At 40.1% G+C, this 26,092-nt stretch carries 22 protein-coding genes and 3 pseudogenes; 4 read left to right on the forward strand and 21 right to left on the reverse strand.

Translation table 11 applies throughout. The features are described from left to right. Entirely contained in the window at positions 1 to 945 is a 945-nt protein-coding gene (gene repA / locus AC5JQI_RS19125; protein WP_493914786.1) for a plasmid replication initiator RepA, read from the forward strand. 859 nt (positions 946 to 1,804) lie between these two features. On the opposite strand, the gene AC5JQI_RS19130 is transcribed toward repA, so the two are convergent. From AC5JQI_RS19130 to AC5JQI_RS19140, 3 genes are all read right to left on the reverse strand, one after another. Then, positions 1,805 to 2,686 carry a reverse transcriptase domain-containing protein gene (locus tag AC5JQI_RS19130; protein WP_493914787.1) on the reverse strand — a complete coding sequence of 294 codons (882 nt, stop codon included), beginning with the start codon at positions 2,684 to 2,686 and terminating at the stop codon, positions 1,805 to 1,807. Beyond that, positions 2,656 to 3,054, reverse strand: coding sequence for a reverse transcriptase domain-containing protein (locus tag AC5JQI_RS19135; RefSeq protein ID WP_493914788.1), 399 nt, complete (start codon positions 3,052 to 3,054; stop codon positions 2,656 to 2,658). Before AC5JQI_RS19135 ends, AC5JQI_RS19130 begins: the two co-directional genes overlap by 31 nt. 127 nt (positions 3,055 to 3,181) lie before the next feature. Continuing rightward, positions 3,182 to 3,379, reverse strand: coding sequence for a hypothetical protein (locus AC5JQI_RS19140; protein WP_493914789.1), 198 nt, complete (start codon positions 3,377 to 3,379; stop codon positions 3,182 to 3,184). Between the two features lie 599 nt (positions 3,380 to 3,978). On the opposite strand from AC5JQI_RS19140, the gene AC5JQI_RS19145 reads away from it, so the two are divergent. After that, the gene (locus AC5JQI_RS19145; RefSeq protein ID WP_493914790.1) at positions 3,979 to 4,164 is read left to right on the forward strand and encodes a hypothetical protein; all 186 of its coding nucleotides are present in this window, start codon (positions 3,979 to 3,981) and stop codon (positions 4,162 to 4,164) included. A gap of 2 nt (positions 4,165 to 4,166) precedes the next feature. Here AC5JQI_RS19145 and AC5JQI_RS19150 read toward each other — a convergent pair whose 3' ends face one another. From AC5JQI_RS19150 to AC5JQI_RS19170, 5 genes are read right to left on the reverse strand one after another with little or no spacing between them, the layout of a single operon-like run. Next, positions 4,167 to 5,345 (reverse strand): MFS transporter, encoded by a 1,179-nt coding sequence (locus AC5JQI_RS19150; protein ID WP_493914791.1) that lies wholly within the window; start codon positions 5,343 to 5,345, stop codon positions 4,167 to 4,169. Positions 5,346 to 5,394: 49 nt separating this feature from the next. Beyond that, a complete protein-coding gene (locus tag AC5JQI_RS19155; RefSeq protein WP_493914792.1) occupies positions 5,395 to 6,273 on the reverse strand; it encodes an alpha/beta hydrolase in 879 nt (292 codons plus the stop codon). Further along, a complete protein-coding gene (locus tag AC5JQI_RS19160) occupies positions 6,263 to 6,661 on the reverse strand; it encodes a RidA family protein (RefSeq protein WP_493914793.1) in 399 nt (132 codons plus the stop codon). The genes AC5JQI_RS19155 and AC5JQI_RS19160 overlap by 11 nt, the downstream gene beginning before the upstream one ends. Continuing rightward, entirely contained in the window at positions 6,648 to 12,701 is a 6,054-nt protein-coding gene (locus AC5JQI_RS19165; RefSeq protein WP_493914794.1) for a non-ribosomal peptide synthetase, read from the reverse strand. Before AC5JQI_RS19165 ends, AC5JQI_RS19160 begins: the two co-directional genes overlap by 14 nt. Before the next feature lie 32 nt (positions 12,702 to 12,733). Next, on the reverse strand, positions 12,734 to 14,452 hold the full coding sequence (locus AC5JQI_RS19170) for a non-ribosomal peptide synthetase (RefSeq protein ID WP_493914795.1): 1,719 nt from the start codon (positions 14,450 to 14,452) through the stop codon (positions 12,734 to 12,736). A 354-nt stretch (positions 14,453 to 14,806) separates the two neighbouring features. Here AC5JQI_RS19170 and AC5JQI_RS19175 point away from each other — a divergent pair, with 354 nt between their 5' ends. Further along, positions 14,807 to 15,610, forward strand: coding sequence for a glutaminyl-peptide cyclotransferase (locus AC5JQI_RS19175; protein WP_493914796.1), 804 nt, complete (start codon positions 14,807 to 14,809; stop codon positions 15,608 to 15,610). Between the two features lie 132 nt (positions 15,611 to 15,742). On the opposite strand, the pseudogene AC5JQI_RS19180 reads toward AC5JQI_RS19175, so the two are convergent. Continuing rightward, positions 15,743 to 15,934 (reverse strand): annotated as a pseudogene (locus AC5JQI_RS19180) (helix-turn-helix domain-containing protein); the annotation flags it as partial. A gap of 268 nt (positions 15,935 to 16,202) precedes the next feature. Further along, positions 16,203 to 16,790 (reverse strand): recombinase family protein, encoded by a 588-nt coding sequence (locus AC5JQI_RS19185; RefSeq protein ID WP_493914797.1) that lies wholly within the window; start codon positions 16,788 to 16,790, stop codon positions 16,203 to 16,205. Positions 16,791 to 16,949: 159 nt separating this feature from the next. Here AC5JQI_RS19185 and AC5JQI_RS19190 point away from each other — a divergent pair. Next, positions 16,950 to 17,634 (forward strand): annotated as a pseudogene (locus AC5JQI_RS19190) (DUF4158 domain-containing protein); the annotation flags it as partial. A 67-nt stretch (positions 17,635 to 17,701) separates the two neighbouring features. Here AC5JQI_RS19190 and AC5JQI_RS19195 read toward each other — a convergent pair. The 11 genes and pseudogenes from AC5JQI_RS19195 to AC5JQI_RS19245 form a co-directional block, all read right to left on the reverse strand. Then, positions 17,702 to 18,200, reverse strand: a pseudogene (locus AC5JQI_RS19195) (helix-turn-helix domain-containing protein); the annotation flags it as partial. A gap of 172 nt (positions 18,201 to 18,372) precedes the next feature. Further along, the gene (locus AC5JQI_RS19200) at positions 18,373 to 18,597 is read right to left on the reverse strand and encodes a hypothetical protein (protein WP_493914798.1); all 225 of its coding nucleotides are present in this window, start codon (positions 18,595 to 18,597) and stop codon (positions 18,373 to 18,375) included. Beyond that, positions 18,598 to 19,017, reverse strand: a complete 420-nt coding sequence (locus AC5JQI_RS19205; protein ID WP_493914799.1) for a hypothetical protein — start codon at positions 19,015 to 19,017, stop codon at positions 18,598 to 18,600. Then, positions 19,010 to 19,672, reverse strand: a complete 663-nt coding sequence (locus tag AC5JQI_RS19210) for an IbrB-like domain-containing protein (protein ID WP_493914838.1) — start codon at positions 19,670 to 19,672, stop codon at positions 19,010 to 19,012. Before AC5JQI_RS19210 ends, AC5JQI_RS19205 begins: the two co-directional genes overlap by 8 nt. 12 nt (positions 19,673 to 19,684) lie before the next feature. Further along, a complete protein-coding gene (locus AC5JQI_RS19215; RefSeq protein ID WP_493914800.1) occupies positions 19,685 to 20,971 on the reverse strand; it encodes a DUF3440 domain-containing protein in 1,287 nt (428 codons plus the stop codon). Then, positions 20,971 to 22,401 (reverse strand): SNF2-related protein, encoded by a 1,431-nt coding sequence (locus AC5JQI_RS19220; protein ID WP_493914801.1) that lies wholly within the window; start codon positions 22,399 to 22,401, stop codon positions 20,971 to 20,973. The genes AC5JQI_RS19215 and AC5JQI_RS19220 overlap by 1 nt, the downstream gene beginning before the upstream one ends. After that, positions 22,391 to 23,587 (reverse strand): hypothetical protein, encoded by a 1,197-nt coding sequence (locus tag AC5JQI_RS19225; RefSeq protein ID WP_493914802.1) that lies wholly within the window; start codon positions 23,585 to 23,587, stop codon positions 22,391 to 22,393. Before AC5JQI_RS19225 ends, AC5JQI_RS19220 begins: the two co-directional genes overlap by 11 nt. Positions 23,588 to 23,703: 116 nt before the next feature. Beyond that, positions 23,704 to 24,099, reverse strand: coding sequence for a hypothetical protein (locus AC5JQI_RS19230; protein ID WP_493914803.1), 396 nt, complete (start codon positions 24,097 to 24,099; stop codon positions 23,704 to 23,706). Positions 24,100 to 24,704: 605 nt separating this feature from the next. Further along, entirely contained in the window at positions 24,705 to 24,917 is a 213-nt protein-coding gene (locus AC5JQI_RS19235; RefSeq protein ID WP_493914804.1) for a hypothetical protein, read from the reverse strand. A gap of 356 nt (positions 24,918 to 25,273) precedes the next feature. Then, positions 25,274 to 25,504, reverse strand: a complete 231-nt coding sequence (locus tag AC5JQI_RS19240) for a helix-turn-helix domain-containing protein (RefSeq protein WP_493914805.1) — start codon at positions 25,502 to 25,504, stop codon at positions 25,274 to 25,276. 25 nt (positions 25,505 to 25,529) lie between these two features. Next, positions 25,530 to 25,871: a hypothetical protein gene (locus tag AC5JQI_RS19245; RefSeq protein WP_493914806.1), complete on the reverse strand. Its 342-nt coding sequence runs from the start codon at positions 25,869 to 25,871 to the stop codon at positions 25,530 to 25,532. Between the last annotated feature and the right edge of the window lie 221 nt (positions 25,872 to 26,092).

The following is a 26,092-nucleotide window of genomic DNA, read 5'->3' on the forward strand; positions in this document are numbered from 1 at the left end:
GTGTTTGAACAGACTTCAATCTCTCCTGCGAAAAAAATAACTGGGCGCAAACGGGGTAATCATTCTACTGCTTGTAAGTGTCCAAACCCATTCTATACCCGTCCCGTTGGATATAAACCTTTGCCAGGTGAACTTGGACGCGCCCAGAGAAATTTAGTAATCAAAGACCGCAATACTGGACAATGGTCATTCCGTCGTCGTCCATCACGTTCACCCTACTTTGTTTTTATGCGCCCGGTTGTTGGGCGTCAGAGAGGATTTCGTCCAGAACGTAGTGCATTATTGGATGCTCTGTTTGTTGTTATGCTAGACACAGTAAATTTGTCTAACAGTATCGTAACTATCAATTTGACAAAATTATCTGAAAGACTCAGTGCAAAAGACGAACAAGGAAATATCATTCCTGATACGGTGGTAACTTTAAGTAGGATATCACGACTTATTGATGAAATGATTAAATTCGGGATTCTCAGTATTCCAGAATCTGAACAATCTTTTGATCACATCAACGGTATCTATTTTCCTAAACATGTCATTATCTCTGATGCAGGCTGGCGCTTAACGGGTATTAATATGGATAAGTTAAGAGCTGAACAGTATGAACGTCGTGTTGCAGAATCAGAGGGAATCGTTGCACCAGGTGAAGTTCTATCGGTAAAAGCATCTAGAGCGCGTTGGTATAATCAATGCCGGCTAGCTACGTTGGTTCGTCGTCGTACCGAAGCATTAAAAAAGAAACAACAGAGAATTCTTAGCCGTCTGCCATTCGATGATAGGAAATATAAAGTGGCTAACAGGCTGCTTCGTTCTCTTACCCCTGAACTATTAAGTAGCATGACTGAACTTGAGTTTGAAAAACGGATTTGGAATGAACTGTATCAGTTACAATTGGGGCCAGAGGTGATGGCTGCTCAACCGGATACGCCCCCCGATATTATTCACTGACTCTTTCTATAACGATTAGAATTCACCGCCTTAATTGGCGGTATCCGTGTTTCTATTTCTTCCATGTTTGTACAATAAACACCCATTCCAATTTAAGTTAAATACAGCACAAGAGTCATTAGAGCTATAGAGATAGTGTCATTTAAATTTATACACAATTACCTGCAAACGAAATAAAAGCATTACCAGCAAGTAGCAGCCTATTTATCTGCAACATAATCAAGACAAAGTCTTATCTTTTTATTCAAAAATAACTAGTTATTCTATGCAACAACTTCTGTGAATAACGGTAAAAACAAATATAATAACTTCGCATACAGCGGCCTCCGGCCACGTGCTCAGAAAATTGCTACAGCATCCATGATAAAAGCCCCCTAAGCACTGGCAGTACACTGCCAGTGCAAAGGCCCCGGAAATCATAAAATTAACGTCGTCACGCCGTTAATTTTACTCACCGGGGTTACTGGGCTTATATTACTTAATCATCGCTATAAGGTCGCTTGGCTCAATAGGGCGGAGGGAGGTTAAGTGATCTATAAAGATCCTCTACCGGCTAACGCCGGGCTCGCTGGCTAACCTACTGTGTTCCTCTGTATTTCTGAGTACCAGCTTTCGACGCCAACAGGAGTAAATTTCATGGGTGGATCCTCCAGTCATCAGGGAGCAACAGGCTTCCCGCTTAGGCACTATAAGGCCGGAAATCTGAGAGGATCCATGCTTCACCTCTCAATTTCAGCACGGTGCCAAGGGCTAAGTGATTGGGATGCGCTCATTACATTCTCCGATGATTGGGGTTATCGGGTCGCGCAAGGGAACTTCCCCCCTGCGCTCCCACGGAACCGGACGTGACAGTCTCCCGTCATCCGGCTCTTGTCGTTGACCGTTCACGCCGCGTACAAATTTCCCAGTGTGCAAACAGGCCGGGCTTAGCGCTCTGTATCCTTCTCAACCATTCATATGCCTGAGCCAAGCTGCCGTGTACCCGCTTATATTTGCGGGCGACCCATTTCGCAAGGTGCAGATCTATATGACTGGCTATACAGCCCATCGCTGATCGATAAAAGCGCCCATAGTACTTAATCCAGCCTCGTAACATGGGATTGAGCCATCGCGCCATTACTTCCAGAGACAACGGGGTTTTATGACTCAGATCCCAACCCCGTACCGTCTGCCGGATTGCCTTCGCCGCTCTGGCGCTTATCTCTGGCAGGAAATTCACCGACAGCTCTCCCTCTTTTGAGAATGACTTTCTTGGCCTGAATGTATAGCCCAAAAAGTCAAAGCTGATTTCAGGATATGCCTCCGTTCTTTCCCTGTCCTTGCAATAGACGACTTTCGTCTTGCCCGGACTCATTTCCAGCTTACATTCACCCAGGCGCGCTCTGAGCCTGCTACGCAACATCATTGCCTGCGCATGGCTCTTGCAGTGGATGACAATATCATCAGCGTATCGCTCAAACCGGACGACAGGAAATTCCCGTTTCATCCACATGTCGAATGCATAGTGCAGGAACAAATTCGCCAACAACGGACTAATGACGCCCCCTTGCGGCGTACCTTTATCCCTTATCTGCACCGTCCCATCCGGCATATGTACCGAAGCGGTCAGCCATCGCTCAATGTAGAACAACACCCACTTACAGTCCGTGTGTTTGCGCACCGCCTTTATCAGGAGTTCATGATCGATGTTATCGAAGAACCCTTTGATATCTACATCCAGCACCCAGTCATACGCCAGCATCGTTGCCGGGCTAGCTTCAGGGCATCATGCGCAGATTTGTGCGGGCGGTAGCCATAGGAGTCATGCTCCAGAATCGGCTCCAGCCTGTTTTTGACCACCATCTGCGCGATGCGATCCGCGACCGTAGGTATCCCCAGCGGTCTCGTTCCACCCGTCGCCTTTGGTATCTCAACACGCCGAACTGCTGGCGGCATATAGCTGCCCGAGGCCATTCGGTTCCAGATCTTGTACAAGTTCCCCACGAGGTTCTTGTCAAATTCCTCAATCGACTGGCCATCGATTCCGGCACTGCCTTTGTTGGCTTTTACCTTCTTGTACGCGCTCCAGACAGCCTGTCTGGATAACGCAAACGATTTGGACTGGCTCACAGGTTCCTCCCGCTTACGCGGTTGACCTGTAATACAGCCCCAACGACTGGCCCCCTTCGCTCCACGCCCATTACAGGCGCTTCATCACTACTACGGAACCATCTGCCCCTGTGCCCCGCATTGGTACTCAGGCGCTCGCAGGGTTTCTGCTCGACGCCGCTCCCTTCGCATCGGGACGACAGGTTCCCACGTTCCATGCCAGAGCCTGTGTTGTGCTCATGCTGTCTATATGCCGACCAGCCAGTAACCAGATAACCGCTGGACTTATCACGCACCGCTTAGAAAGCGCGTTTTTGACATCATCTTGTTCCTTTCGACACTGCATCTACAGTTCACTCTCGTTCATCTTCACAACACATACATGACGCATCTGACTGCGCCTTTTCCCTGACGCTCACCACCACCGCTCTTAACGGCAGCAACTCAGGGTAGTTTGAAGGCTGCGTCTGGACACCGCCTCCGAGGGGCCGACCCTCATCTCTCGCACAGCATTGCACCCTCTATTTGCCACAGGATGCATTCGTGGCACACGTAAGCCGAAACCGTCCAAAATTTTGTCAGCTTAATTTCAGGTCTTCGAACATAGCATCGAAGTCAGTCTCTTTCCCTTCATTGTTAAAGGAATAATGGCTTCTTGCCATGTCATGGGGGGCATTTTGCTGATAAAAATTCCCGCTTTTTCTGTAGATCCCAGACTTTCGCCATATTTCTGCATCAGCCGAGATATTAAAGCTGAATTGTAGTAAATGAATCACACTCGCCCGGATCTGGAAAAGGGCGAAAAGCAAGATGGTTATTCACTGATGCTGACTACCTTTCCATGAGAAATTTTCGTTAAAAATTTCTGCTATTATCAAATAATCACTAAAAATAAGATATCCTCGTAACATGAAGAGATTAGCAACTCACTTTTCCGGAGGCTATATGATAGTTGGTAGCACTGTAGTAATGAAAAATGACCTCAAAAAAAAAGAAATGACGGTTATTGAGGTCAACGGAGATAGCGCTGTGTGTGGCTGGCATGAAAACAAACGCTTCCATAAGGAAATGATTCCCCAGAAAGAATTAACTGTCATTTCACCACCTGGGTTAATCAGCAGCATTTTTTAAGACTATATTCTCAAAAAATTCCACTGCCAGAGTGTGAATCCAGATATAGCGATCACACTCGAAATGATTCCATAGACTTTGAAAGTCAGAGATAGCCCTAATATATCAATGATTGGCTCTGCTAAAGTAGGCGCGAGAAATTGGCCCAGATATATTGCGGTTATTAATATAGGGATAAGAAATCGTCGAGAACGTTCATCGGATGCCGAAATAATTAAAATGTTAAATCCTGGGACGTTTAACCCCAATCCAGTTCCAATGAAAAATAACGAAATAAAAATCATCCAAGTAGAATGGCTGTTACCAAGAATGAATAGTCCTAGCCCCAAGATTATAAAACCAAAACTTACAGAGGTGAAATCTTTAGCGAAAATTCTACTGCGACCGAAATAGAGAGAAGATAAACACCATATGCCACAAACAAAAGAAAGGTAAATTCCAACAGGAGGCACGACTTTAGAGTTAATCTCCATGATGTAATAGGGTAGAAGCGATGGTATTGTAAAATAGATGGCCATATTTAAAAATGCGAACACACAGAAGACTAGGGGTAACACTGTTCTAGTCGGTGGATTTTTAGGCTTTTTCTTAACATTCTGAGGCTGGAATCCTGATCTTGGAGGCGTTTTATTCAAGGTTATGATTACACCCGGTATTAAGACTAATGAAACTAAGTAAATAAAGAAAGGATATTTCCATTCCATAGTCGCCAAAAATCCGCTAATTAATGAAACGAATATGTTTGCTCCTCCCATGAAAGCTGACTGATCGTAGAATTTTTTACGTATATCTTTTAGATTATCACTTTCAGCCAGAAAAAATGTTACACTGTACATTAGAATAGCAATTGAGATACCGAGAAAAAATCTAGAAATAATAAGTATAATGACATCATTCGTAAAATAACCCATACTCCCAAAAAATGCATAAGATAGAAGTCCAGCAATCAAAAAATTTCTTCTATTAGGAACATTATTTAGAATGGCGAGTAATAGGCCAGTCAGCGCGGTTGAAAAAGCCGGTAAAGTTAGAGTTACACGATAAAGAAAATCGGACTTAATTCCTGAAAATAAGTTTTGAAAGTTAAATTCAGGAAGTGAAGGCGCTATAATTGTCGTACCTGTTATTGTCAGAACACTAACTGAATAAAGGATTAATTCCCTGATTCCTAATTTTTCCATATTATCACCTGTTTTAAATAGCTGGCACAATGGCCAGCTATTGATATTCTTACCGCAGAAAAGAACAGATATATTTTACTATCCGATCTGCCTCAGAAAACTGAATGGCGTGAGGTCCATCTAGCCAAATAACGTCTGTATTTTCTTTACCATACCTACTAATCAAATATTCAGCGACGGTATGGTTATCAACAAGTCGATCCCGATTGGCAAGAATGCACATGACCGGTATTCCTCCTGACGAAGAAATTAGATCAGTTCGGGACAGATCGGCAAATTCCTGCCACACATCAATGGTGTTCAGAGTGACATTCCTTAAAAGTAGACGATCTGATATCAGAGTATTCTGAAGGTCAGGATCATCCGTAAAGTCTTCTACTGCCAATGGCACCGGAAAATAATCAATATCACGGGATAACTCGTAATTAATATTATTCAGCACCTGTTTGACGCTATGGGTTGTCCTAACAAGAATATCGCCATAACGCTCTGTAAACCAGAAGCCCGGAGTGATCATAATCAGATTGGAAATCTTGCCCTTAAGTTCAGACTGCGCTGCAACCAGAGCAGCAATTTGACCGCCGAAGCACCAACCAGCCAGATGTATTTTGGCTCCGTTTTGCACAAGATCTAGTAGCAGAGAGGCTACATCGTTCAGCTCCTGCTGAACAGATACAATATGCCCTCTTTTCTCGGCGTTCAGCCCAGATCCTCTACGGTCTAGGGCCACGAAGCGATATGGAGAACGATTAGTAAAGCTATTCCCTAGCGGATACTGCCATCCCGAATGACTCACGCCGCCATGTAACATTACAATGATGTCTTTTGCACACTCATTGCCCCAGGAACGATAATGAAGCGTATAGCCATCAGATGACGTGTGAGTGTGAATTGTCGAATTTCCGAATTCATTGAAGTTACTGATCATGTGTTACTCCTGTCACAAGAGCATCAATTTCAATTAACAAATCTGATCTTGCCAATGCCTTAACTACCATCATGGTCATACATGGCCGATGTCCTTCAAGCCATGTATTCAAAATGTGGTTACGCTTTCTGGCTTCCAATATTTCACCACTCCAGTAAAAGGTCATTTTGACAATATCTTGTATGTTTAGCTTTTGCGCTTCGATATTTATACGAATGTTGTTAAGCGCTAAGCTGAGCTGCTGGGATTGATCATCAGGGACTGAACCATCTTGGTACATACCTATCTGACCCGAGATAACAAGCAGTGATTTATTACTTCCGAGCAATGCTTGATGGGAATACTCCCCTATGGGAGGATGGATCTCAGTAGGATTAATTAGCTTCATATGCTTTTCCTATTTCGCGTGCTGAGCTGATATCTACGTTGGGAGAGTGGATGGTGATGCCTTCAAGGTTATGACTAGATACTGCAGCGCGTGCCGTATTCATGTACATCTGTGCTAACTGCTCCAGTTCAAACGCTGAAATTACTTTGCTTTTTGCATTTAGGGTGATGACTATTTCATTAAAGGAAAGATCAAATCCTGCATTAACGAGCAGGCCAAAGTGGCTGTGCTCAAACCATAAGGTTCGAATCAAGGGGTTGCCGTCGTTTCCGCCCGTCTGAGGAGTTGAGATTGCCTGATAGTTTGAGAATCGGGTGAAATTGAAACATGTAGTCAGATAACTCTTATGACGAGACAGTGCATTAATTTCGCTTAAGGAAAATCGCTTGTAAGGAAGAGCTCTATTTTCAAAATCCCTGAGTTGATGGGCTGCTTCAGTGATAGTCAAATCTGAAAGGTTGCATCTGACAGGAAGAAAATTCAAAAACATACCTAAGGTTTTCTCTGAGTGAAGGCAGTCCGTTCTTCCCCCGCTGAACATACTCGAAATCAGCTCAGGAGTATTAAAAAGGGTTTTGAGGACAGTGAAGTGTACCGCCTGCAGAAGATGTTTCAGTGAAACTCCGGACTTCTGGGCTACATCAGCGAGTCCTAGGGAGAGATCGGGCTTGAAGATGATTTTCGTCTCTGACCATTTTCGGCTACTTTTACTGAAGGTAAATGGCAGCTTAAGTATAGGCTCTTCAAAAAGCACTTCTTTCCAGAAAGCTTTTGCCTCATGCGAGAGTGATTCAGCCTTACTGAGCAAGCAATACTCCCTGAAGGTGGGTATCAGTAGTTCTTCTCTCAGAATGGGTTTCTTGTTCAGCAAGTTTTGGTAGTCCGTCACAAACGACCTGATTAACTGGGATAGACTAAAGCCATCCAGAATACTGTGATGGAAGCTGACAGTGAGATAGAAACGTTCCTCTTCAATTTTATGGCTATAGAATCGTACCAGTTCCTGTTTACTGAAATCAAAAGGCTTTTCTTTCTCAGCTTCAAACCAACGGAGGTATTTATGATACGCGTTAAGTTTATCTGATTGGCTAAAATCTGAATTTTGATGGTTCAAAAAACTTTTTTTATGTACTTTTTGCAGAGGAATGGTTTCTTCATTTATAACGAAGCTTGTACGGAGTGCTGGATGAGCAGCGATTAGCCCCTCCAGAGCATTTTCAATATATTCAGGCACACAGCGGAGACTCAATTCATACCCAAATATGTCGTGATATGTTGAAAAGTTTGCTTCCTCGTGATAAGCCTCAATCATTAACAGCTGTGTGTCTGTTAGAGGATAATAGTCCTCTGCCGTCTGATCTGCCTTCAGGGCAGCAGGGATGTCGAATGTGAACTGAGGAATTTCAGTATCTGTTTGCTCTTCCATTTTCTTCTGAATGGACACCCAGAAGTCTGTCAGACTAGTTGACTCAACGATATTTTTAAGTTTGACATAATAACCAGCTTTTTTGAGCAATGCGGCTATACGCAGTGCGGAGATTGAATCCACTCCTCGGGAATGATAATTATCATCTAGTCCGAAGTGGTTTTTTGTGACATCGTGGAAAATGGTTACCAAATCTTCAGGTACGGAAAGCCCCCTTTCCGGTATCTGTAGCTGGTTAAAACTTGAAATATAGTCTTTGACAAATGCACTATTTTTAACAGTGTCATGATAATTCAACGTTACGGAATAGCCCCCGGTAAACGGATCTCGGGCAAAATGGATCATCACCGGAAAGTTAGTCTGCTCGTAGTAACGCGCCCGCCTGATGAAATTCTTTTCAAGAGCATAGGCGTGAAAATCGGTGAAATTAAATACCACGTCAAAGACGTTGTCACGATTAGCTGCTTTCAGCATGTTTGCAAGTGGAAATCTGCGATGATTAAGGCTGAACTTTTCGGTGTTAAAAATATCATTGAGGAGATCGCTTGCGGAAGTAGGCGATTTTTTCACAAAAAATGGTACTGTGTTCAAATACAATCCCAGTGATTCTTCGGCCCCTTCATATTCAAGTCGGCCATTAACGACATGACCAAAGCAAATGTTTTTCTGACCACTCACAGTACGCAAGGTGAGGCAGTGGAAATATAGAGCGACCGTTTTCAAAGGCACTGAATGTTTCCTACTCAGCTCACGCAGTGTAAGAACAAAATCATTTGAAAGTATAATAGTTTCTGATTTGCTTGTATGAACATCAACATCTAATCCAAAACCTTTACAAGTTTCCTGCTGGATGATATTCATCCAGTAAGCTTCACTGTCCCGGCAATTCACAGCTTCAGCTTCAGCTGCTACAAAAGTTGCATAACCGTTGTTTGGATTTTCAACTTCTGATTGAGGTTCAACAACAGTACCGTTAACTATTTCATTAATCAATGTGGCTACACTCCAGCCATCGAGCACCGCATGGTGGAAATCCAATGACAGAGCTTTTACACGCTCATCAACGGTGTGCAGGGTGAAGCGAACTAGCGGACCAGATTCAAAATCAAAAGGTACCTGTTTGCGCTTATGCTCCCAGTGAACCAGATGGTCGTTGAGGTCACCCATGATCTGGATTCTGGTGATGTCCTTGACAGGCTCTGCTAAACGTATCTGGATCGGAACACTGCAGGTTGTCATATCAAAGACACATTGCAGCTGTTCGTTATGCTTAAATGCTCTTTCTATTCTTGCAGTGAGTTCACTGACAGATGCATCATCAATTTCATAGGAAAAAATATCATGGTAAACCGATGATTCTTCGTGAAGTAAAGAATGGTAGACCATCCCTTTTTGCAGAACACTCATAGGCCATGCATCAATTCCTTTGTTGCTGACTACTGCTTTATCTGCTGAGTTAATTAAATAATAAGGTTCCATCTTTTTTGCACGATGGAAATTTAAATCCGATGCCATTAGAACCATCTCAGAAATGTTTCTCGCTTCATAAATATCTCTAAGCGTAAGCGTTAATGCATTCTTTTTAAGTTCTGAGATTAATCTCAGAGCTAGAATCGAATCACCACCTATGTTAAAGAAGTTGTCGCCAAGGTTGAAAGAATCGGAGGGAATTAATCTGCTGATTATTCTATGAAATAAAGCTTCTTTTTCACTATTGAACTCAATTTCTTTCGGTTCAGTATGGTGTGCTAAAGGTGCAGGCAGAGCTCGGCGGTCTAGTTTGCCATTTGCTGAGAGGGGGAGTGTTTCCATAAAAACGAAATGACTCGGAACCATAAATCCGGGCAATTTTTGCGAGATTTCGGTTTTAATCTTAGATATTTCATATTGTTCATTACTGTTTTTGGAACTGGTATTCAGGGACAAGTAAGCCACTAGTCTTTTGACCCCAGTAGATTCGTCAAGAATAACGGCGGCTTCCCTAACCTTATTTACAGTTAAAATAACAGCTTCAATTTCACCAAGCTCAATTCTGAAACCTCTGAGTTTAATTTGATGATCTGCTCTTCCAATGTATTCAATATTTCCACTCGAATTATATCGAGCCAAATCGCCGGTTTTGTACATCCTAGTATGTTTGCCATCTTCACCTCTTACATCAATAAAGACCTTATCTGTCAGCTCAGGTTTATTATTATATCCCTCTGCAAGTTGCACACCTGAAATAAATAGTTCTCCAGCAATACCTACGGGCTGCATTCTAAGAGCTTTGTTCAAAACAAAAAGTTGAGTATTCGCGATAGGCTTGCCGATAGGAACAACATTTCCACTGTAATTTTTATCACATTTCCAGAAAGATACATCGATCGCAGCTTCAGTGGGGCCATATAAATTGTGAAGACTACAGGAAAGCTGGGAATAAAATGATTTTATTATCTCCGCAGAGAGAGCTTCACCGCTGCAAAAAACATTGATCAGACTCGAACATTTTATGCTGAGATCGTCTTCTTTAAGGAACGCATTGAGCATTGAAGGAACAAAATGGAGGATAGTTATTCTTTTATCTGCGATTAGATCTTTTAGATAGGTAGTGTCTCTGTGTCCCCCGGGACTCGCTATGACAATACGGGCTCCGAACATAAGTGGCCAGAAAAATTCCCACACAGAAACATCAAAACTGAATGGTGTCTTCTGAAGAACACGGTCTTTTGGCGTTAATCTGTATTGTTCCTGCATCCAGTAGAGCCGGTTGAACATACCTTTGTGAGTATTAATAACTCCTTTTGGTTTGCCTGTTGAACCAGACGTGTAAATCATGTAGGCTCTGCTATCCGGCGTCAGGTTTAGTGAGGGGCCGCTGGAATCAGGTACATCGTTTAAAGCTTTTTCAAGTGTTATGGCTTCTCCACGAAAGTTTTTTAGCTTTCCAAAGAATTTATCCTGCGTAAGTATTAATTCTACACCAGAATCCTGAATCATATAGTCAATACGATCTTGGGGATATTCTGGATCGATCGGTACCCAAGCTTTACCTGACCTCATGATGGCTAACAGAGCGATAGTCATGTTGAAGGATCTTTCCATAATAACACCGATGAATTCGCTTCTGGTTTTAGCAAATAGCCATTGAGCAATGTCTGATGTCAGAGAATTAAGCCTTCCGTAAGTGAGAGTACTATTACCGCATTCCAACGCAACTGACGAGCTACGTTCTTTCATAATAGAGATGATCATTTCCAGAACATTCGTTTTTGGATAAGTTTTTTTCGTGGCGTTCCAGGCTAGTATTTCCTGACGCTCGTTAACAGAGAGAAGCTCAGCGTGGTTGATCGGTGCATCTACATCACTCAGGATTGACGCTGACAGAGTTTCAAAATGATTGAAAATACGATTGATGGTTGAATTTTTGAAAACAGCACAATTATATTCAATATCCAGAATAAACTGTCCACTATGTTGTTCCCGAATGTTGACAAGGAGATCAAATTTTACATGTCGGCGTTTTATGTGAATATCTTTTGTGGATAGCCCCTCTCCAAAATCAATAATACTGTCTTTACCGAGCCAAGTGAGCATAGTCTGAAAAAGGGGATTTACACTAGGATCAGTCTTGATATTTAGTTCCTTGACAAGTAATGGGAAAGGCACTCTCTGGTGCAATAATGCTTCATTCAATTTTATGCTTGTCATTTCTAGTATATTTCGGAAAGTGATTTCTTGACTGAATTCGAAATGCAATGCTAGGGTATTTACAAAACACCCAATCACTGACATGTCTTCAAGATTGTGCCTATTCAGCACCGGTACTCCTATATTGATTTCGCTTTGTTCTGTGTATCTGTATAGCAGGGAAGAATATAAGGCTATGAAAATGGTATAGACAGAAACATTTTTTTTAGATGATAGTTCTCTAATTTGTTGTGAAATATCATTATTCAATACAAATTCAATAGATGAACCTTCCTGCTCTATCGAAGACTTACGTATATAATCAGTAGGAAGCTTTAAATTATCAGCAATAACGTGGTGTTGTAGTTTCCAGTAGTCAAGAGACTCTTTAATATTTCCGTTAGCGAGACTATCAAGTTCAGCTTGAGCTGCCTTTCTGAAATCTCTGGTTCCAACTTGCAGCTGAATTTTCTCGGTATTATGGTCTTTCTTGTACTCTTCAGCCAGCTCTTTAAAAAATATAGAGAAAGACCATCCATCAACGATGGTATGATGTGCAGTCAAGTTAACAAACACCTTTTCATTTTCTTCGCAGTGTATTATGGTGAATCGATATAATGGACTTAACTGAATATCAAAGGATTTATAAATAGATTCCTCTAACAGAGATTGTGCCTGTTCTTCTGAAGTAGCTTGAATGACACAGATGTCCTTAGCAGAAATAGGATAACTATTTTCAATCCATAGTCCATCATCTTCATACATATATTTAATAGAAAAAGCACTGTGACGCGATAGAACTTTCTCTGCTGCAGTAGAAAGTTTAGCAATTGATATTGGCCCCTGAATACACACTGTTCTATATTCATTGTAGCTGGTACTATTTTTATGTGTTTTGAGATCGGCTTTCCAGATACTTTCTATTGTAAGCGTTGCTTTAATCATTTAATATTCCTTTGCGAAAATTATATCTGATCTCAGGAAATACTATCTACAATGTTGATAATATTTCTAAGCTTGAGCAAATCTTCAAAAGATAAATTTATTCCTAGCTGTTCTTTCAATTTCATTGAAATAATCATTGCCTCAATAGAGCTTCCTCCACAAGAATAAAAATCACTATCCAGTTCTATTTCATCATTATTTAAAACATCACGCCATATCTTCAATACGGAGCTTTTTAATTCATCATTTAAATCAGTAACTTTATGTTTTGTAGGAGTGAGCTTTATCTTATTCAATTTTACGGAAAGAGCTTTACGATCAATTTTACCATGTGCAGTTAATGGCACATCATTAATAAGATAATAATCAGATGGCCACATGTAGTGTGGAAGTGTATTCTGTATTCGTTCATTGACCTGCTCAAAAAGAATTTCATTTTCTTGATGACATTTAAGATATGCAATCAAGAACGTAAATTCTCCTCTAGATTCCTTAGTAACAATTGCAGTGTCAATGGAGGTATGATTGTTTAAGACAGTTTCTATTTCATTCAAATCAACACGGTACCCGTTAACTTTTATCTGTTCATCGATGCGACCACAGAAAAAAATATCTCCAAAAGCGTTCCGATAGGCAAAATCACCGGTTTTGTAAACAAATGGTGCACCAGGAAGGGAATACATACAGACAAATTTTTGACTCTCTTCAGTTTCACGATGAACATATCCTTCGGCAAGTGCAATACCGCTTATACAAAGCTCACCGATTTCATCGACAGCGACTTCTTTACCATCCTGTGTCACAATATATACCAGAACATTTGCAACAGGTTTTCCGATAGGAATTTCACCTAGTAAATCCGTTTTCGTCACTGTATGAGTTAGCACCTGTATGGTAGTTTCTGTTGGTCCATAAAGATTATGAAGGGCTGCGTCAGAAAGATTAAAGAAAGACTTGGCAAGTTCACTTGTTAGAGTTTCACCTCCTGTAAAGACGTTTTTCAGCGATCTACATTCTTTGAAGGCTGGTTCTTTAAGAACTTTTCTTAGCATGGCTGGAACAAACTGCACAGTATTTATATTAAATTTATTAATTGTTTCCGCAAGATAGCGAGGAATTTTATCTTTATCAGGGTCTGCCAAGAAAAGCGTACCGCCACAAAAAAATGAGATAAATATTTCCCACACGGAAGCATCAAATGTCAGTGCCGTTTTATTAATAATTCTGGTTTCGGTGTTAAAACCATAAGTTTCAGTCATCCAGCTTAGAAGGTTGGCTACGGCAGATGATTTAATTTTTACCCCTTTGGGGTTTCCTGTTGTTCCAGATGTATAAAGAATATATGCGATATGTGGTAACTGATTATTATCAATTACCATGTTGTTTTTTGCTATTAGTGGCATTACTTCTATATTATTAGACATGCTATTTGTTGAAATAATAAAGTCGGCACCAACATCTTGTTTTATGAATTCCTTTCTTTCTTTAGAATGAACGGGGTCTACAGGAACATAAACAGAACCAATATTTACCAAAGCTAGTATGTAACATATGCAATCAAGATTTCTTTTTAATTCAACTACCACACATGAATATTTTGTAATTCGTTTATTAATTAATAGTTTAGATATATCCTCGACTTTATCAGCCAATGCTTTGTAAGTTAATTTAAAAAATTCAGATTGAATGGCAATTTTCTCTGGATTTTTTATTAAACCACTTTGTATCATTATCCCTAGTTTATTATCCATTCAAAACTCCTTTACGTTTAAAATTATTTAAATTATATGATATAAAACCATTAATTTATTATCCACCCATGATTTATTTTCATTTTATATTACTTCAATTTGAACCATATCAAATAGATGGTTATTTTTTAAAAAATAAGTAATATATTTATACATAAATGATGAATTTTATGACAAAGTAAAGTAGTATTTTTTATTGTTCATAATTTATGTGATAAATATCACCATTTAGTTTGATGGGGTTAAGAAAATGATTGTATTAGAAACACGACTAAGTTAAAGATCTCATCATTATAAATAACCATGCTATCAATATTTAACAATCAAGATGGTAGCTTATTATGTGAACACGACATGAGTAAATATAAGGGTTTTCTTAAAAACTATAATACTATTATAGCTATATCTACTTTCATGATTTTCACGGCTAGTTATTCCTGCGTTATTCCGGAAAAAGAGGGATATAAAATCATTCGTAAAATTCCTCACAACCAAGAATCATTTACACAAGGATTAATTTTAGATGGAAATAATATTATAGAATCCACTGGATTGTATAAGAAATCGAAAATAAACGTTATCGATTCTGCTAATGGAACTCTACTCAAATCTAAAGAATTACCTGAAGATGTATGGGGAGAGGGATTGACTAAACTGAACGGGAGGTATTATGTTCTGACCTGGAAGGAAAATAAACTGTTAGTATTGGATACTGACAATTTTCATATTATTGAGTCAATTAACTATGAGGGGGAAGGATGGGGTTTAACGACTGATGGTAAAAACCTTATCATGAGTAATGGCAGTGCTGAGTTATTTTATCGTAACCCCTCAGATTTTTCGGTGGAAAAAAGTATTCAAGTTACTTACAACAGTAAGAGAATTGGGAAAATAAATGAACTCGAATGGATAAAGGGGCTGATTTACGCCAATGTCTGGTACACCGACATCATACTTGTTATCGACCCTACTAATGGGAAGGTCATTAAATGGATTGACTTGGCTGGTATACAATTTAGCCTTGATAATTTTGATAAAAATACCAACACGTTGAATGGAATCGCTTATGATCCTGTCTCCGATAAAATTTACGTGACGGGGAAAAATTGGTCGAATATATTTGAAGTTAAATTCACTGGAAATGACCCGCATAACTGATTATTGATAGTTGAAAGTAAACGGATATAGTGCTCTGTTGTATTGGTATGATTGCTGAGGATGTTCTAGCATCCTAATATTGGTCCCCGTTATAAGAGTTAGAGTTATAAGCCGGAGTTACCGAAATTTATTTTAGTTTTCATAAGCCATTTTATTGCGTACCAACGTCCGGTAAAGCGTGGGCCTCGATACCGAAAAAAGCTCGGCCAAATCACTGATCGAATACTGCCCGGTGCCGTGCATCCGGCACAATTCTTTCTGTTGCTTATTGGAGAGTTTAGGCTGTTTCCCACGTAACTTTCCTTTTTCCCGGGCAATCGCCATAACGGAACAGTAAACACTGTTAAGCGGTCATTTTAAATAGCTAAAAATCAGGTGGCCAACTTACATTGTTATTTTCAGAAGGCGACTGCACCAATTAATAGGACTTAAAGTTAAGTGTGCATATGACTTCTGATAAAATAATTTCAGAAGTCGGCTGCACTAAACGTGATTATGCTCAGTACTCGTATGCACCAAAGAGTGTAATTTTCAAAAGACGACTTCACGGAATTTTAAGAGCGTAAAATGGATTGAGGGATATAAATTTGTTTCACTCTAACTCAGTATTTGCAGCTCTTACTCTCAGAATCGTTTGCCTTGTTGTCTTAAATTCACGAGCAATTGCACTAACGCTATTTCCTGTTCTCAAACGTTCGAGCACTAATTTTTGCTGCTCTTTATTCAGTACAGGGGGACGACCTAAGCGTTTTCCTGCGGCTTTAGCCCGCATGATACCTGAATGAGTGCGCTCAATGAGTAGGTCACGTTCAAATTCAGCCACCGCAGCAATAACCTGCATTGTCATTTTTCCTGCTGAACTTGTCAGATCAACCCCGCCAAGTGCTAGGCAGTGAACTCGGATTTCTCGGTTTTCCAAATCTTCGACTGTTCTTCTGACATCCATTGCATTGCGTCCTAACCGATCAAGTCGTGTAACCACCAAAATATCACCACCTTCCATCCTATCCAACAAACGATTAAACACGGGGCGTTCATAAGCTGTTACCGAACCACTGATATTCTCTTCCATCACGCGGTGTGTCTGGATATTAAATCCAGCCGCCTTGATCTCCCGACGTTGGTTTTCCGTTGTTTGTTCCAAAGTAGAAACACGGCAGTAAGCAAAAACCCGCGACATGATATGTTTTCCTGTCCGAAAAAGATGTACGGATTATAACAGGTGTACGATATAAAATTAACTTACTTTCGGACATTCTCTTTGCAACGTGTCCGAAATGGTTCGTTTTTGGTCACTGTAAATCTACAACGCATGGAACTATATGGGGGCTAAACATTTATGCCACGGAGACAGATACTGAGCAATGAAGAACAGGATCGCTTACTGGTTATTCCGGATGATGAGATTATTCTGACCAGAATGTGTTTTTTGAATACAAATGATATTGCAACACCGCCGGCCAGCAAACCGCCTGGGCTTTGCTGTATTACTTTGTTATCTACGTGGCCCCGGGTTTCTGCCGGATAAAAACAATGCTCCTCACAATGGTGTTGTATCCAGAATAGCTTCCCAACTTAAAGTTTCGTCTGATTTATGGCATGAATATGCATCGAGAGAACAAACCCGCTGGGAACACTTAACCGAGCTTTATCGCTACCTAAAATTATCTCCGTTCAATCAAGCACGACAAAAAGATTGCATCCGACATCTGCATTCCTATGCCATGCGTACAGATAAAGGATTTATGCTTGCCGAAGAAATGCTCAGCTGGTTGCAGAGTAATAATGTTATTTTTCACTCTGTTGAGGTGATAGAACGAACGCTTGCTGAAGTTGTCACACTCGCTGACAGATCTGTATTTTACACACTCACTGCATCGCTTGAAGAAAAACATAAATTAGCATTGGACAGCCTGCTTATCTCTGAGGGGGAACAGCCTTCCCGTCTGGCCTGGCTGCTTCAGCCGCCGGGTAAAATCAACGGTAAAAACGTTCTGCAACATATAGAGCATAAAAAATCTTTGGGCACTCATGCAGCAATAGTCTTTGCCAAATAGTGATCTGTTTCTTCGCTTAATTTGATCCCCGGATATCTTGCGACCCTAAATAGCCAGGATGAGCGGTTTCAATTTCGCCACACGCTTCGTCATCATGCTGCTTACGTTCAAGGGCGGCAACCTGCTCGTCCGTCAGGATAATGCCTTCGTCAGCCAAGGGCTGCCAGACGCTTTTTGAAGTTCTCAAGATGATGTCTGAGCCAGATAGAACGGACACCACTGGCAGACACAAAGATGCCTGCTTTTCTGAACTCATTACTTGTTCTGGCTTGCCCATATGCCGGGAATTCGATGGCCGAGTTGATAACGGCGTGTTCAGTCTCCGCATTCACACGGTTCTTCAAATTAGGTTTTTTTCTGCTTTGGTTGATTAACGCATCAATCCCGCCTGTTTCAACGAGTTCCTGATAACGATAAAACGTATCTCTGGATACACCCATCACTTTACAGGCTCTTGAGACATTACTGAGTTCTTCAGTGAGATTAAGCAGACCCGCCTTGTGTTTGATGATTGGATTGCTAGTATAAAGCATGAGAGTTACCTCTTAGTCTTTGATTATGGATTCATCACCTTTAATCAAAGTCGGTAACTCTTTTCTTTTCAAACCGAAGTGTCAGATCTAGTCTGAACTAATACAGTTTAGTGATTCCCCATTCGGATTGAGTTACCTACCTGTGATCTATTATTTGGCGCATTTATTTAATTCACGCCTCATTTTTAGTTTTATTCGTCATGTCTGGTGAAATCAAATTATATTGTTTAATGAGGGCATTTTCTATCAAACTGATTTTTGTCTCTGATTGGTTATTTAGCCAATCGATAATCCACTGAGACATTTTTATTGTCATGGGGGATTTTTTGACATTTTTGTCAATGGGTTTCCTTCCTGCGCCATCACGTTTACCGCCGTGAGTTTTGGAACTGTTCATTTATTGTTCCATCCAAGGTTCTAAACAAGGAAGTTTCTCTACCACCCTGTATTTTCCTGTGGCTTTGGAGACTTGTCCTTCTCGTGTCCAAGCAGTGATAACAAATTCGTTGCCCTGTTCAGGGTTGGGGATTAATCTATCTGTCTGTTCTGAAACCAAATGCACAGAAAATGGATGATCACTATTATCCTCAAATAATAACTCCAATGCGTCGCGATTGTGCCAGATGCCCCGAGAAACAATCACCATTTTGGCTGTTTTTATGTCGTTGATTATCCATTTTTTTAAATCAGGAATTAATAACCGCCCAGCACTCGCGTTCCAGGACAAATACAAAAATCCCTTTTTTGAGGGCGTTGAATCCCAATAATTGGTTTTTTCAATTAATTTCCCTTTATTTCTGATAAAAATATTATTCATTTTTTTCCTCTTCATAAAATGCCGTATCGTTATTGTTTTTAGTCCATCCCTGTGTAAATTCCGTGTTACTGAATAACGCAGCCAGTCCTGAAATTTGTTTTAATCGTAGCAATTCATCGGCATCCATACCAATATGATTCATAATCCAAGCATCGGACATCCCTGAGCCAACAAGTTCGCCAACAATTGATACCATCATATCGATTTCATGCGTCCCACGCGCCCGATTGTGTCGGATTGTGCTGGCAATCCTATTCGCTCGTTCCCCTCTATCATCACGTATTTCAGTAATAGGCACATAGCCGAACAATCTCTTCAACATGACAGAGCTTGAGCCGATTTCGCGTCGGTGGAAACCATCAACAACCGTGTGTTTATTGTTTTCCCTAAATGTCACTATCGGTTGCGTGTAACCGTCTTCGATTATCGATTTTTTAAGCAGCGTCATTTCTGGTGGCGCTACACGATTAGGGTTGTAGTCATTTGCCACAACATCATCAACTTTTTCCCACAAAACCAGATCTACAGGTTCTTCATTGAATGGGCTGATCTCATGTAATCGCCGACGTATGGTATTCAATAACGTGATTTTGCTGTCAGTGTCCAGCTTATTCAGTTCTTCACATAGCTCATTCAGTAAATTTACTATCTTCATCATTTAGCCCCATCATAAGTCTTTATACTTTTCTATCGCGGACTTTCTTTTGAGTGTCTCAGCCTTGGTTTGGCTAAACCCCATGTATTTACCTACATGGTCATTTTTCAGAATACAGACACAAAGCCGTTTCCATGTGGGAATTAATGAAAAATCCTTACTGTCAATATCATCAGCATATTCCATGCGAACGGGTAATTTATCAGTTTTATAATTTGTTTGTTTCCCCACTTCAAATACAATGCCAGCCTGTTTTAAGTCGTTGATGGCCTCATCACCCAAAACCCCGCCTTTTTCACGCCAAAATTTAATGCTGGTTGCGAGTTTTTTGCGATAATTGTCAGCAATATCACTGGGCAGCGTGTCCAGCAGGAATTTGGCGTACTGCTCCCATGTGAAATGACCGGGCTTGGTAATGTTGCGCCATCCCATTACGGTAGTTCCGCCATAGATGGCCGTGAAATTAACCCCATTTACCCTTGATATCATTTTCCCCCACATATCAGGATCGATTGCCCGATATAACCCGAGCGAGGCTTTGGCCGCATTATGGAATGGTGAGGCTACGCGCATGGCATGAATGGGTAATCCGGCATAGTAAAATAAATCATAGAGCCGATTGTATTCCCAGCCAAATTGCGCATTCGCTACCCAAATATCCTCGATTTTCCAGTCATAGATGGGGTAGGCGTTGTAGATATTCTCAGCTATTTGGGTTGTCCATATTTTATCATGGTATTTGTTGATATTTTTGTCACTGATAATGGTTCGCCATCGGTCCAGACTCTCCTCAGCCCGTATACCGACCAAAACACAGGTCTTTTTTGCGTTTTTCTTTTTGTGATACCACAATGAAAACTCACTCTGAAATGAATAATCAGACGTTTCTTCATTCAGAAAATCAAAATCTCCCCATTTCAGACACGGCTCTGGCCTGTCCCGTACCCACAAATCCCGTTTAGTCTCATCCCACGGCCGCCAGTGGCGTTCAAACATACTGGTGCAGGTGGGACATTTGACAGGCACACAGCAACGTAATTTTTCAATTTCATCCTCTAGTGCGTCGTAGGTTTTATCAACATATTCCGTAGTGGCGTTATATTGCGCCTCATAATCGATATGAAAAACCCCCAGTTTATGGGTAAGATTATTTTTACGGGCATAGTCCAGCGCTAAATTTAATAACACCCCACTGTCTTTGCCCCCAGAAAATGAAATATAAATATTATCAAATTCAGAAAATAGATATTTAATTCTGACCATTGCCGCCTGATAGACATTACAGTCAAGATTTTTCATTACAGTGCCTCTATAATTTTTGATAATTTATTGGGTGTGCGTTTTTTGGCCTCCATAATTTCTTGTTTAAATATCTCCAGGGCATTTCCTTTGATTTTGAGTGCTTTCATTATTTTTCTTTCTATTCCTGATTCAGTCCAAATATCAGTATAATGTGTGTTTTTATTTTGTCCTATCCGGTGTAATCTGTCCTCACACTGAATACGTTCGCTGTACTTAAATCCGTTACCGAAAAATATACAATGATTAGATTCTGTCAATGTTAATCCAAACCCGCCACAACTGGCTGTTGCCAATAAATATCCGCCATTATCCCGCCATTTATTTATGTTTTTGGCTCTATTTTTTTCTGTCAATCCCCCATAATATAGACTGATATTACTGTTGAAATTCTCGGATAACATATTCTGTATAGATTCCACGGATTTTCTGTATTGGGTAAAAATAACCACCGGCTGCTCTTGGGGTAATGACAGCAATATCGATAATAATTCAGAAACCCGATTGTTGTTTATCACATTTCCGGCATTTTCAAAACCCAATGGAACGATGCCATTAACAATGGCTTTAAGCGCAGAAAATAAGCGATATATTTCTATTCCCATGCCATTGTCATCTTCCATATTAAGAATAGTCTCGGTGAACCGCTCTTTTGTTTGCTCATATAATTTCAATTGCTCAGAAGTCAAAGGCACCATTCTTTTCTGATAGGTCTTTTCGGGCAAATAAAGGCATTCTTCTTTTCTGACCTGATAAATATAAGGCTCTATTTTTTGGGCGACCAAATCAATGTTTTTTCTGCTTGTAATCATCCCCTGATAATCATCACTGTACTCAAGGTGTTTTCTGGCAAATGAAAACCATGACCGATAGCCCAATATTTTATCGCTCAAAAATGCCATTTGGGTATAAATATCTTCTATACCCTGACTAATCGGTGTCCCTGTCAGGATGAGCCGATATTTTGATTTTTCACCGATGAGTTTTAATCTTTTTGTTCGCTTGGCTTTATGGCCTTTAATATAACTGGATTCATCAACGATGAGCATCGTATTTTCATCGACGAGTTTATTGAATGCCATTGTGACGCGATCGCTTCCACCAATACTCTCTAACCCTACAATATACCAGAACGCATCTTTAATATTATTATCTGTTGTTTTATCATCAAATAAATAAATATTGTCGTCTCTGTTCGTATGCGTAATAATTTGTTCCATTGTGTTTATTTTTAATGACACGGGGCAACACCATACGAATTTACTTATTTTATGTCGGCGCGCACAGGCTATCATTATTGCCGTTAAACTTTTCCCTGTTCCCATTTCCATAAACAACCCTCCTACTTTTAGAGGGATTAATTTATTGGCCGCTTCATTTTGGTGGCTCATGGGCGATGTAATAATTTCCCACGGGTGATTATTCATCATCGATTAAATCTCTGTGTATTCCATTGTCATTATGGACATTTTCTTTGGGGGACAGGTCAGTTTTTTTAGCTTCAGGAAGAGCACTGATGATAATAAGTCTTGATTTTTCTTCACGTTCGGCTTTATTTAAAATATGTTCAGCATCTTGAGTGATTTTAAAGTGGTGTGTTTCGGCAAAATCCCTAATAACCTCCCAGTGCTCCATCCGTATTTTCCAGAGTTTTTCTTTTCTCTCTACAGCGCCCTTTAATATTTTCATTTCTTGACGCAAATCCGCATCATCACGCCAGAAAATGAACACATATTTGTCATTGCCGAATCTTTCAGAGTGATAAATCCATCTGGGATGCACAGTTTCAAAATTGGCATTGATTGCCATCTCAGTGATAGATTGATTCAAACATGACACAGGGAAACCGGCATTTAATAGAGTATACATGATTTCAGCCGCCCGGTCTTTCGCCTCCCCATCGGTTGGTTTTATGGGTAAAACCCATTTTTTAATGCTTTTCCAGAATTTAAATTTGCGGGACATCACCAGATGGGTGAATTTATCATTTTCGCCCTCAAACTCCAGTTGGATTTTATCTGTGTAAGCAGTCAAAATCGTTTTTATTTTTTCAATCGGGTTTTCTGGCTGGACAGTGGACTCATTCGACATTTCGTCATAACCATCATAACTGAACATCGCATGAGACAATATTTCATCCCGCAATTCGCGGATAATATTTGATAATGACATCGCCCTGATATCTATCCACCAATAGGCTTTCGTTTTTTGTTTTATAATGGTTAAAAATGCCCTGGCAATAGAGAATAATTCATCATCATTAATGCTAATCCGCGAATATTTTTCCAATGCCAATCCAGTTTGTAACGCTCCGGTGAGGTCAGATGCCCAAGCTGCGGTTTTCAACCGGTACAGATCTTTTCTCCTCAATGTTCCCACATCGCTGACTAATTCATCATACGGGGATAGCATTGACAGCAGGGTTTTTCTGATGTTTTCTGCCCATGCAATTTGTTTTTCGCTGCCTTCCAGTACGGGTAATCCAGATTCTGCATTTTCACGGGCGGCAGCTTCATTTTCTTTGATTCTGTTTTTTTCTAAACAATCCGGGCAAATATGCCCGTTTTTTATTTTTCTATCCACATCATACTCAGCACTTTTCCGTGAAATTCCCATGTATTCCATTTTAATGGGATTGCCGCATAGAGGACAATTCCTGTTCACTGTCAATATTCTTATTCTTGCCATATTTTATCTCATTAATCATGTTAATACCGGAGTAGCGGTAATAGTTACGCCATAGTAATCCACTCAATTTTTTCATTTAAACCGAATAATGTAATAATTGTTCTAGCTAGCACGCGTCCATCCTGCACGCGCTCACCAAAACAAAAATCAACATGAGTGATGTGATCATCAATCCATATTACCAAGATGCCATTTTTATATCGTGCAATATAATCCGATCTTCCAAAACGTACACGTATGTAGAGCACATCATCATTAAGTAGATGTGGAGTTGTATATACCTTATCCAATTCAAAAAATTCTACGTCAATATCCAGATTTGATTTTTCTTCCTCTGTTAGTATTGAGTAGTTTTCTAGCGCATCATAAAGGCTGCTCATTAACTTCTCGTGAAATTCTTCATTTTTATAATCAGCGATATAAAGTAAGTTGCTTTTCATTCCCACCTCTTTTATTTGCAGTTGTCAATTTTTGTTCATGCCTTGCTGCATATAAATATAGATCATAATTTGAATATAGGAAATACCATAATCAAAAAATATGCAATTTATTTGATAGTGTTCACAAATGATTTTAGATGGAGAGCATAAAACCTTGGGGCACTACATTGGTGTTATGCCGCGATAGCTAATATAGAACTATCAACCGTACTCCGCTATCCTTGATGGTTAGATGTGTTTCCAGCTCCCGATCCAATTCAGACGGTGAAAAATCCCGGGCAGTCCCTTTGTAAGCGGATAGACGGTTAAGTAATCTGATTCATCCCCTAATCATGATTGTGCTGATTGGGTGATTGGCTATCAAGATGGTATAGCGGGAAACCCGCCTAAGGGATTCCACGGAAATATTGGAAACCTCAATGCTGCCGGATTGTTGCCAGCAGATAGCGTATTAACTATTAGAATAAATTCACAATTAAAGGCGCTCTATGTAAAACAGGCTCAGAGAGAGAACATGAAATTGAGTGCCTGGGTGTTGAAATACCTTAATGTGGACAGTGGTGAGAAATAAAACTATCCCCGTTCATACGGGGAACTTATATCGATTACTTATTGAATTTAGATTTATAGAGTTGATCAATCCCTAACCCTGACCTGTCACAGACCCAACAGTTACCCGCCTGACGAGATAGCGACAATGCGGCATCTAATATTTTTTCTGTTTCATTAATGGGTATTGTCACAATCTCTCTAGCAATATGCTCAGATTGACCAGAGAATAATTGGCGATGTGTGCTTGATTTTGGCGTGCTACCCATCAGCAGCTTATTAACGTGAGTTTTCGTTCCACTGAGCGTCAGACCCTGTTACCGATTATTAATACAGGTATCTATTAGATCAAATCGAGACTAATACAAATAAACGATCGACACGATCCCACATTACTATGTGGCTAAAATGAGTATATTAAAAAAGACCTTTAATCAGGTCTTTTTTTATGCCGTTTTGTCTCAGACATTTTGTCTAAAAACGAGACCAAAATGCGCCGTTCTGCATGAGATAATTTATCCCACATTCTATTGATTAACATCTTTGATTCTTCATCATCCATTGATAACGGTAAAATGACTGAGCCATCAGTTTTCTCTTTATCAGAGTAACAATCCAGAAAAAACTAACTAATAGGCGCGTTTAGTTCACAGCTAATTCTAACTAGGTACGCTAAGTTAATTCTCGAGTCGCCTCTTTCATATTTGGACATTTGTTGCTGGGTTACGCCTAATCGTTTAGCTAAATCCCCTCCCGATATGTCCAATTCTTTTCGTCTCCTTCTGATACGTTGACCAATAAAAACATTGATATCATGATTACCGGTTTTACTTTTATCTGATGCTGATTTATTCATCAATTCCCCATAATGATAACCCCCATTAATGGGGGTTGTTTTTTTGGTAGGTTTTCATCAACTTTTGAAATTCTAATTTATTTTCTGCATTTTGACGAATATAGCGAATAATTCTTCTGAATTTCTCTATCATTTCATTATGTAAAGGCAATCCCTCGCTTAATTCTTTCTCTTCAATAAAATCATAAAGAAGATACATAATTACCGATCCAAGAGAGTCCCGATTTCCTTCATAGGAAATAATGAGTCTCTTCATTTCCTCTTCAAAATCAGATTCTGCATCATTCAAGGAGAATTCAATTATCTGTTCTTTAATATATTCGTGGGTATCAATATAGCATTCATGCGTTAGATTTGTGTCTGGCATAAAAGCCCCTTTATCGCGATTTTTTTCAGAAAAACCCCCTATGGCGAGGAGGGGGCGAATAATGGAGTTACATATTTCTATTGGTGTTTGGGCAAACTAAGGTAATGAATAGTCTTTATTTATTATAATTCCCTGATGTTATAATAAACTCGATTTCAATGGGAAAACCTTGCACAAAAGAATCAAAAATTGATTCTAGAAGCAAATAATTGCTCTGGCGA

The organism is Xenorhabdus sp. XBWT, from assembly GCF_059072735.1.

What these genes read in the sequence shown, in the direction of transcription:
- AC5JQI_RS19225 (WP_493914802.1), bottom strand. Translation starts at nt 23,587, where the DNA reads ATGGGAATTTCACGGAAAAGTGCTGAGTATGATGTGGATAGAAAAATA.
- AC5JQI_RS19175 (WP_493914796.1), top strand. Translation starts at nt 14,807, where the DNA reads ATGAGTAAATATAAGGGTTTTCTTAAAAACTATAATACTATTATAGCT.
- AC5JQI_RS19210 (WP_493914838.1), bottom strand. Translation starts at nt 19,672, where the DNA reads ATGAAGATAGTAAATTTACTGAATGAGCTATGTGAAGAACTGAATAAG.
- AC5JQI_RS19205 (WP_493914799.1), bottom strand. Translation starts at nt 19,017, where the DNA reads ATGAATAATATTTTTATCAGAAATAAAGGGAAATTAATTGAAAAAACC.
- AC5JQI_RS19145 (WP_493914790.1), top strand. Translation starts at nt 3,979, where the DNA reads ATGATAGTTGGTAGCACTGTAGTAATGAAAAATGACCTCAAAAAAAAA.
- AC5JQI_RS19150 (WP_493914791.1), bottom strand. Translation starts at nt 5,345, where the DNA reads ATGGAAAAATTAGGAATCAGGGAATTAATCCTTTATTCAGTTAGTGTT.
- AC5JQI_RS19185 (WP_493914797.1), bottom strand. Translation starts at nt 16,790, where the DNA reads ATGTCGCGGGTTTTTGCTTACTGCCGTGTTTCTACTTTGGAACAAACA.
- AC5JQI_RS19165 (WP_493914794.1), bottom strand. Translation starts at nt 12,701, where the DNA reads ATGATTAAAGCAACGCTTACAATAGAAAGTATCTGGAAAGCCGATCTC.
- AC5JQI_RS19170 (WP_493914795.1), bottom strand. Translation starts at nt 14,452, where the DNA reads ATGGATAATAAACTAGGGATAATGATACAAAGTGGTTTAATAAAAAAT.
- AC5JQI_RS19155 (WP_493914792.1), bottom strand. Translation starts at nt 6,273, where the DNA reads ATGATCAGTAACTTCAATGAATTCGGAAATTCGACAATTCACACTCAC.
- AC5JQI_RS19160 (WP_493914793.1), bottom strand. Translation starts at nt 6,661, where the DNA reads ATGAAGCTAATTAATCCTACTGAGATCCATCCTCCCATAGGGGAGTAT.
- AC5JQI_RS19240 (WP_493914805.1), bottom strand. Translation starts at nt 25,504, where the DNA reads ATGAATAAATCAGCATCAGATAAAAGTAAAACCGGTAATCATGATATC.
- AC5JQI_RS19140 (WP_493914789.1), bottom strand. Translation starts at nt 3,379, where the DNA reads ATGCAGTGTCGAAAGGAACAAGATGATGTCAAAAACGCGCTTTCTAAG.
- AC5JQI_RS19245 (WP_493914806.1), bottom strand. Translation starts at nt 25,871, where the DNA reads ATGCCAGACACAAATCTAACGCATGAATGCTATATTGATACCCACGAA.
- AC5JQI_RS19230 (WP_493914803.1), bottom strand. Translation starts at nt 24,099, where the DNA reads ATGAAAAGCAACTTACTTTATATCGCTGATTATAAAAATGAAGAATTT.
- AC5JQI_RS19215 (WP_493914800.1), bottom strand. Translation starts at nt 20,971, where the DNA reads ATGAAAAATCTTGACTGTAATGTCTATCAGGCGGCAATGGTCAGAATT.
- AC5JQI_RS19200 (WP_493914798.1), bottom strand. Translation starts at nt 18,597, where the DNA reads ATGAACAGTTCCAAAACTCACGGCGGTAAACGTGATGGCGCAGGAAGG.
- AC5JQI_RS19220 (WP_493914801.1), bottom strand. Translation starts at nt 22,401, where the DNA reads ATGATGAATAATCACCCGTGGGAAATTATTACATCGCCCATGAGCCAC.
- AC5JQI_RS19130 (WP_493914787.1), bottom strand. Translation starts at nt 2,686, where the DNA reads ATGCTGGCGTATGACTGGGTGCTGGATGTAGATATCAAAGGGTTCTTC.
- AC5JQI_RS19235 (WP_493914804.1), bottom strand. Translation starts at nt 24,917, where the DNA reads ATGGGTAGCACGCCAAAATCAAGCACACATCGCCAATTATTCTCTGGT.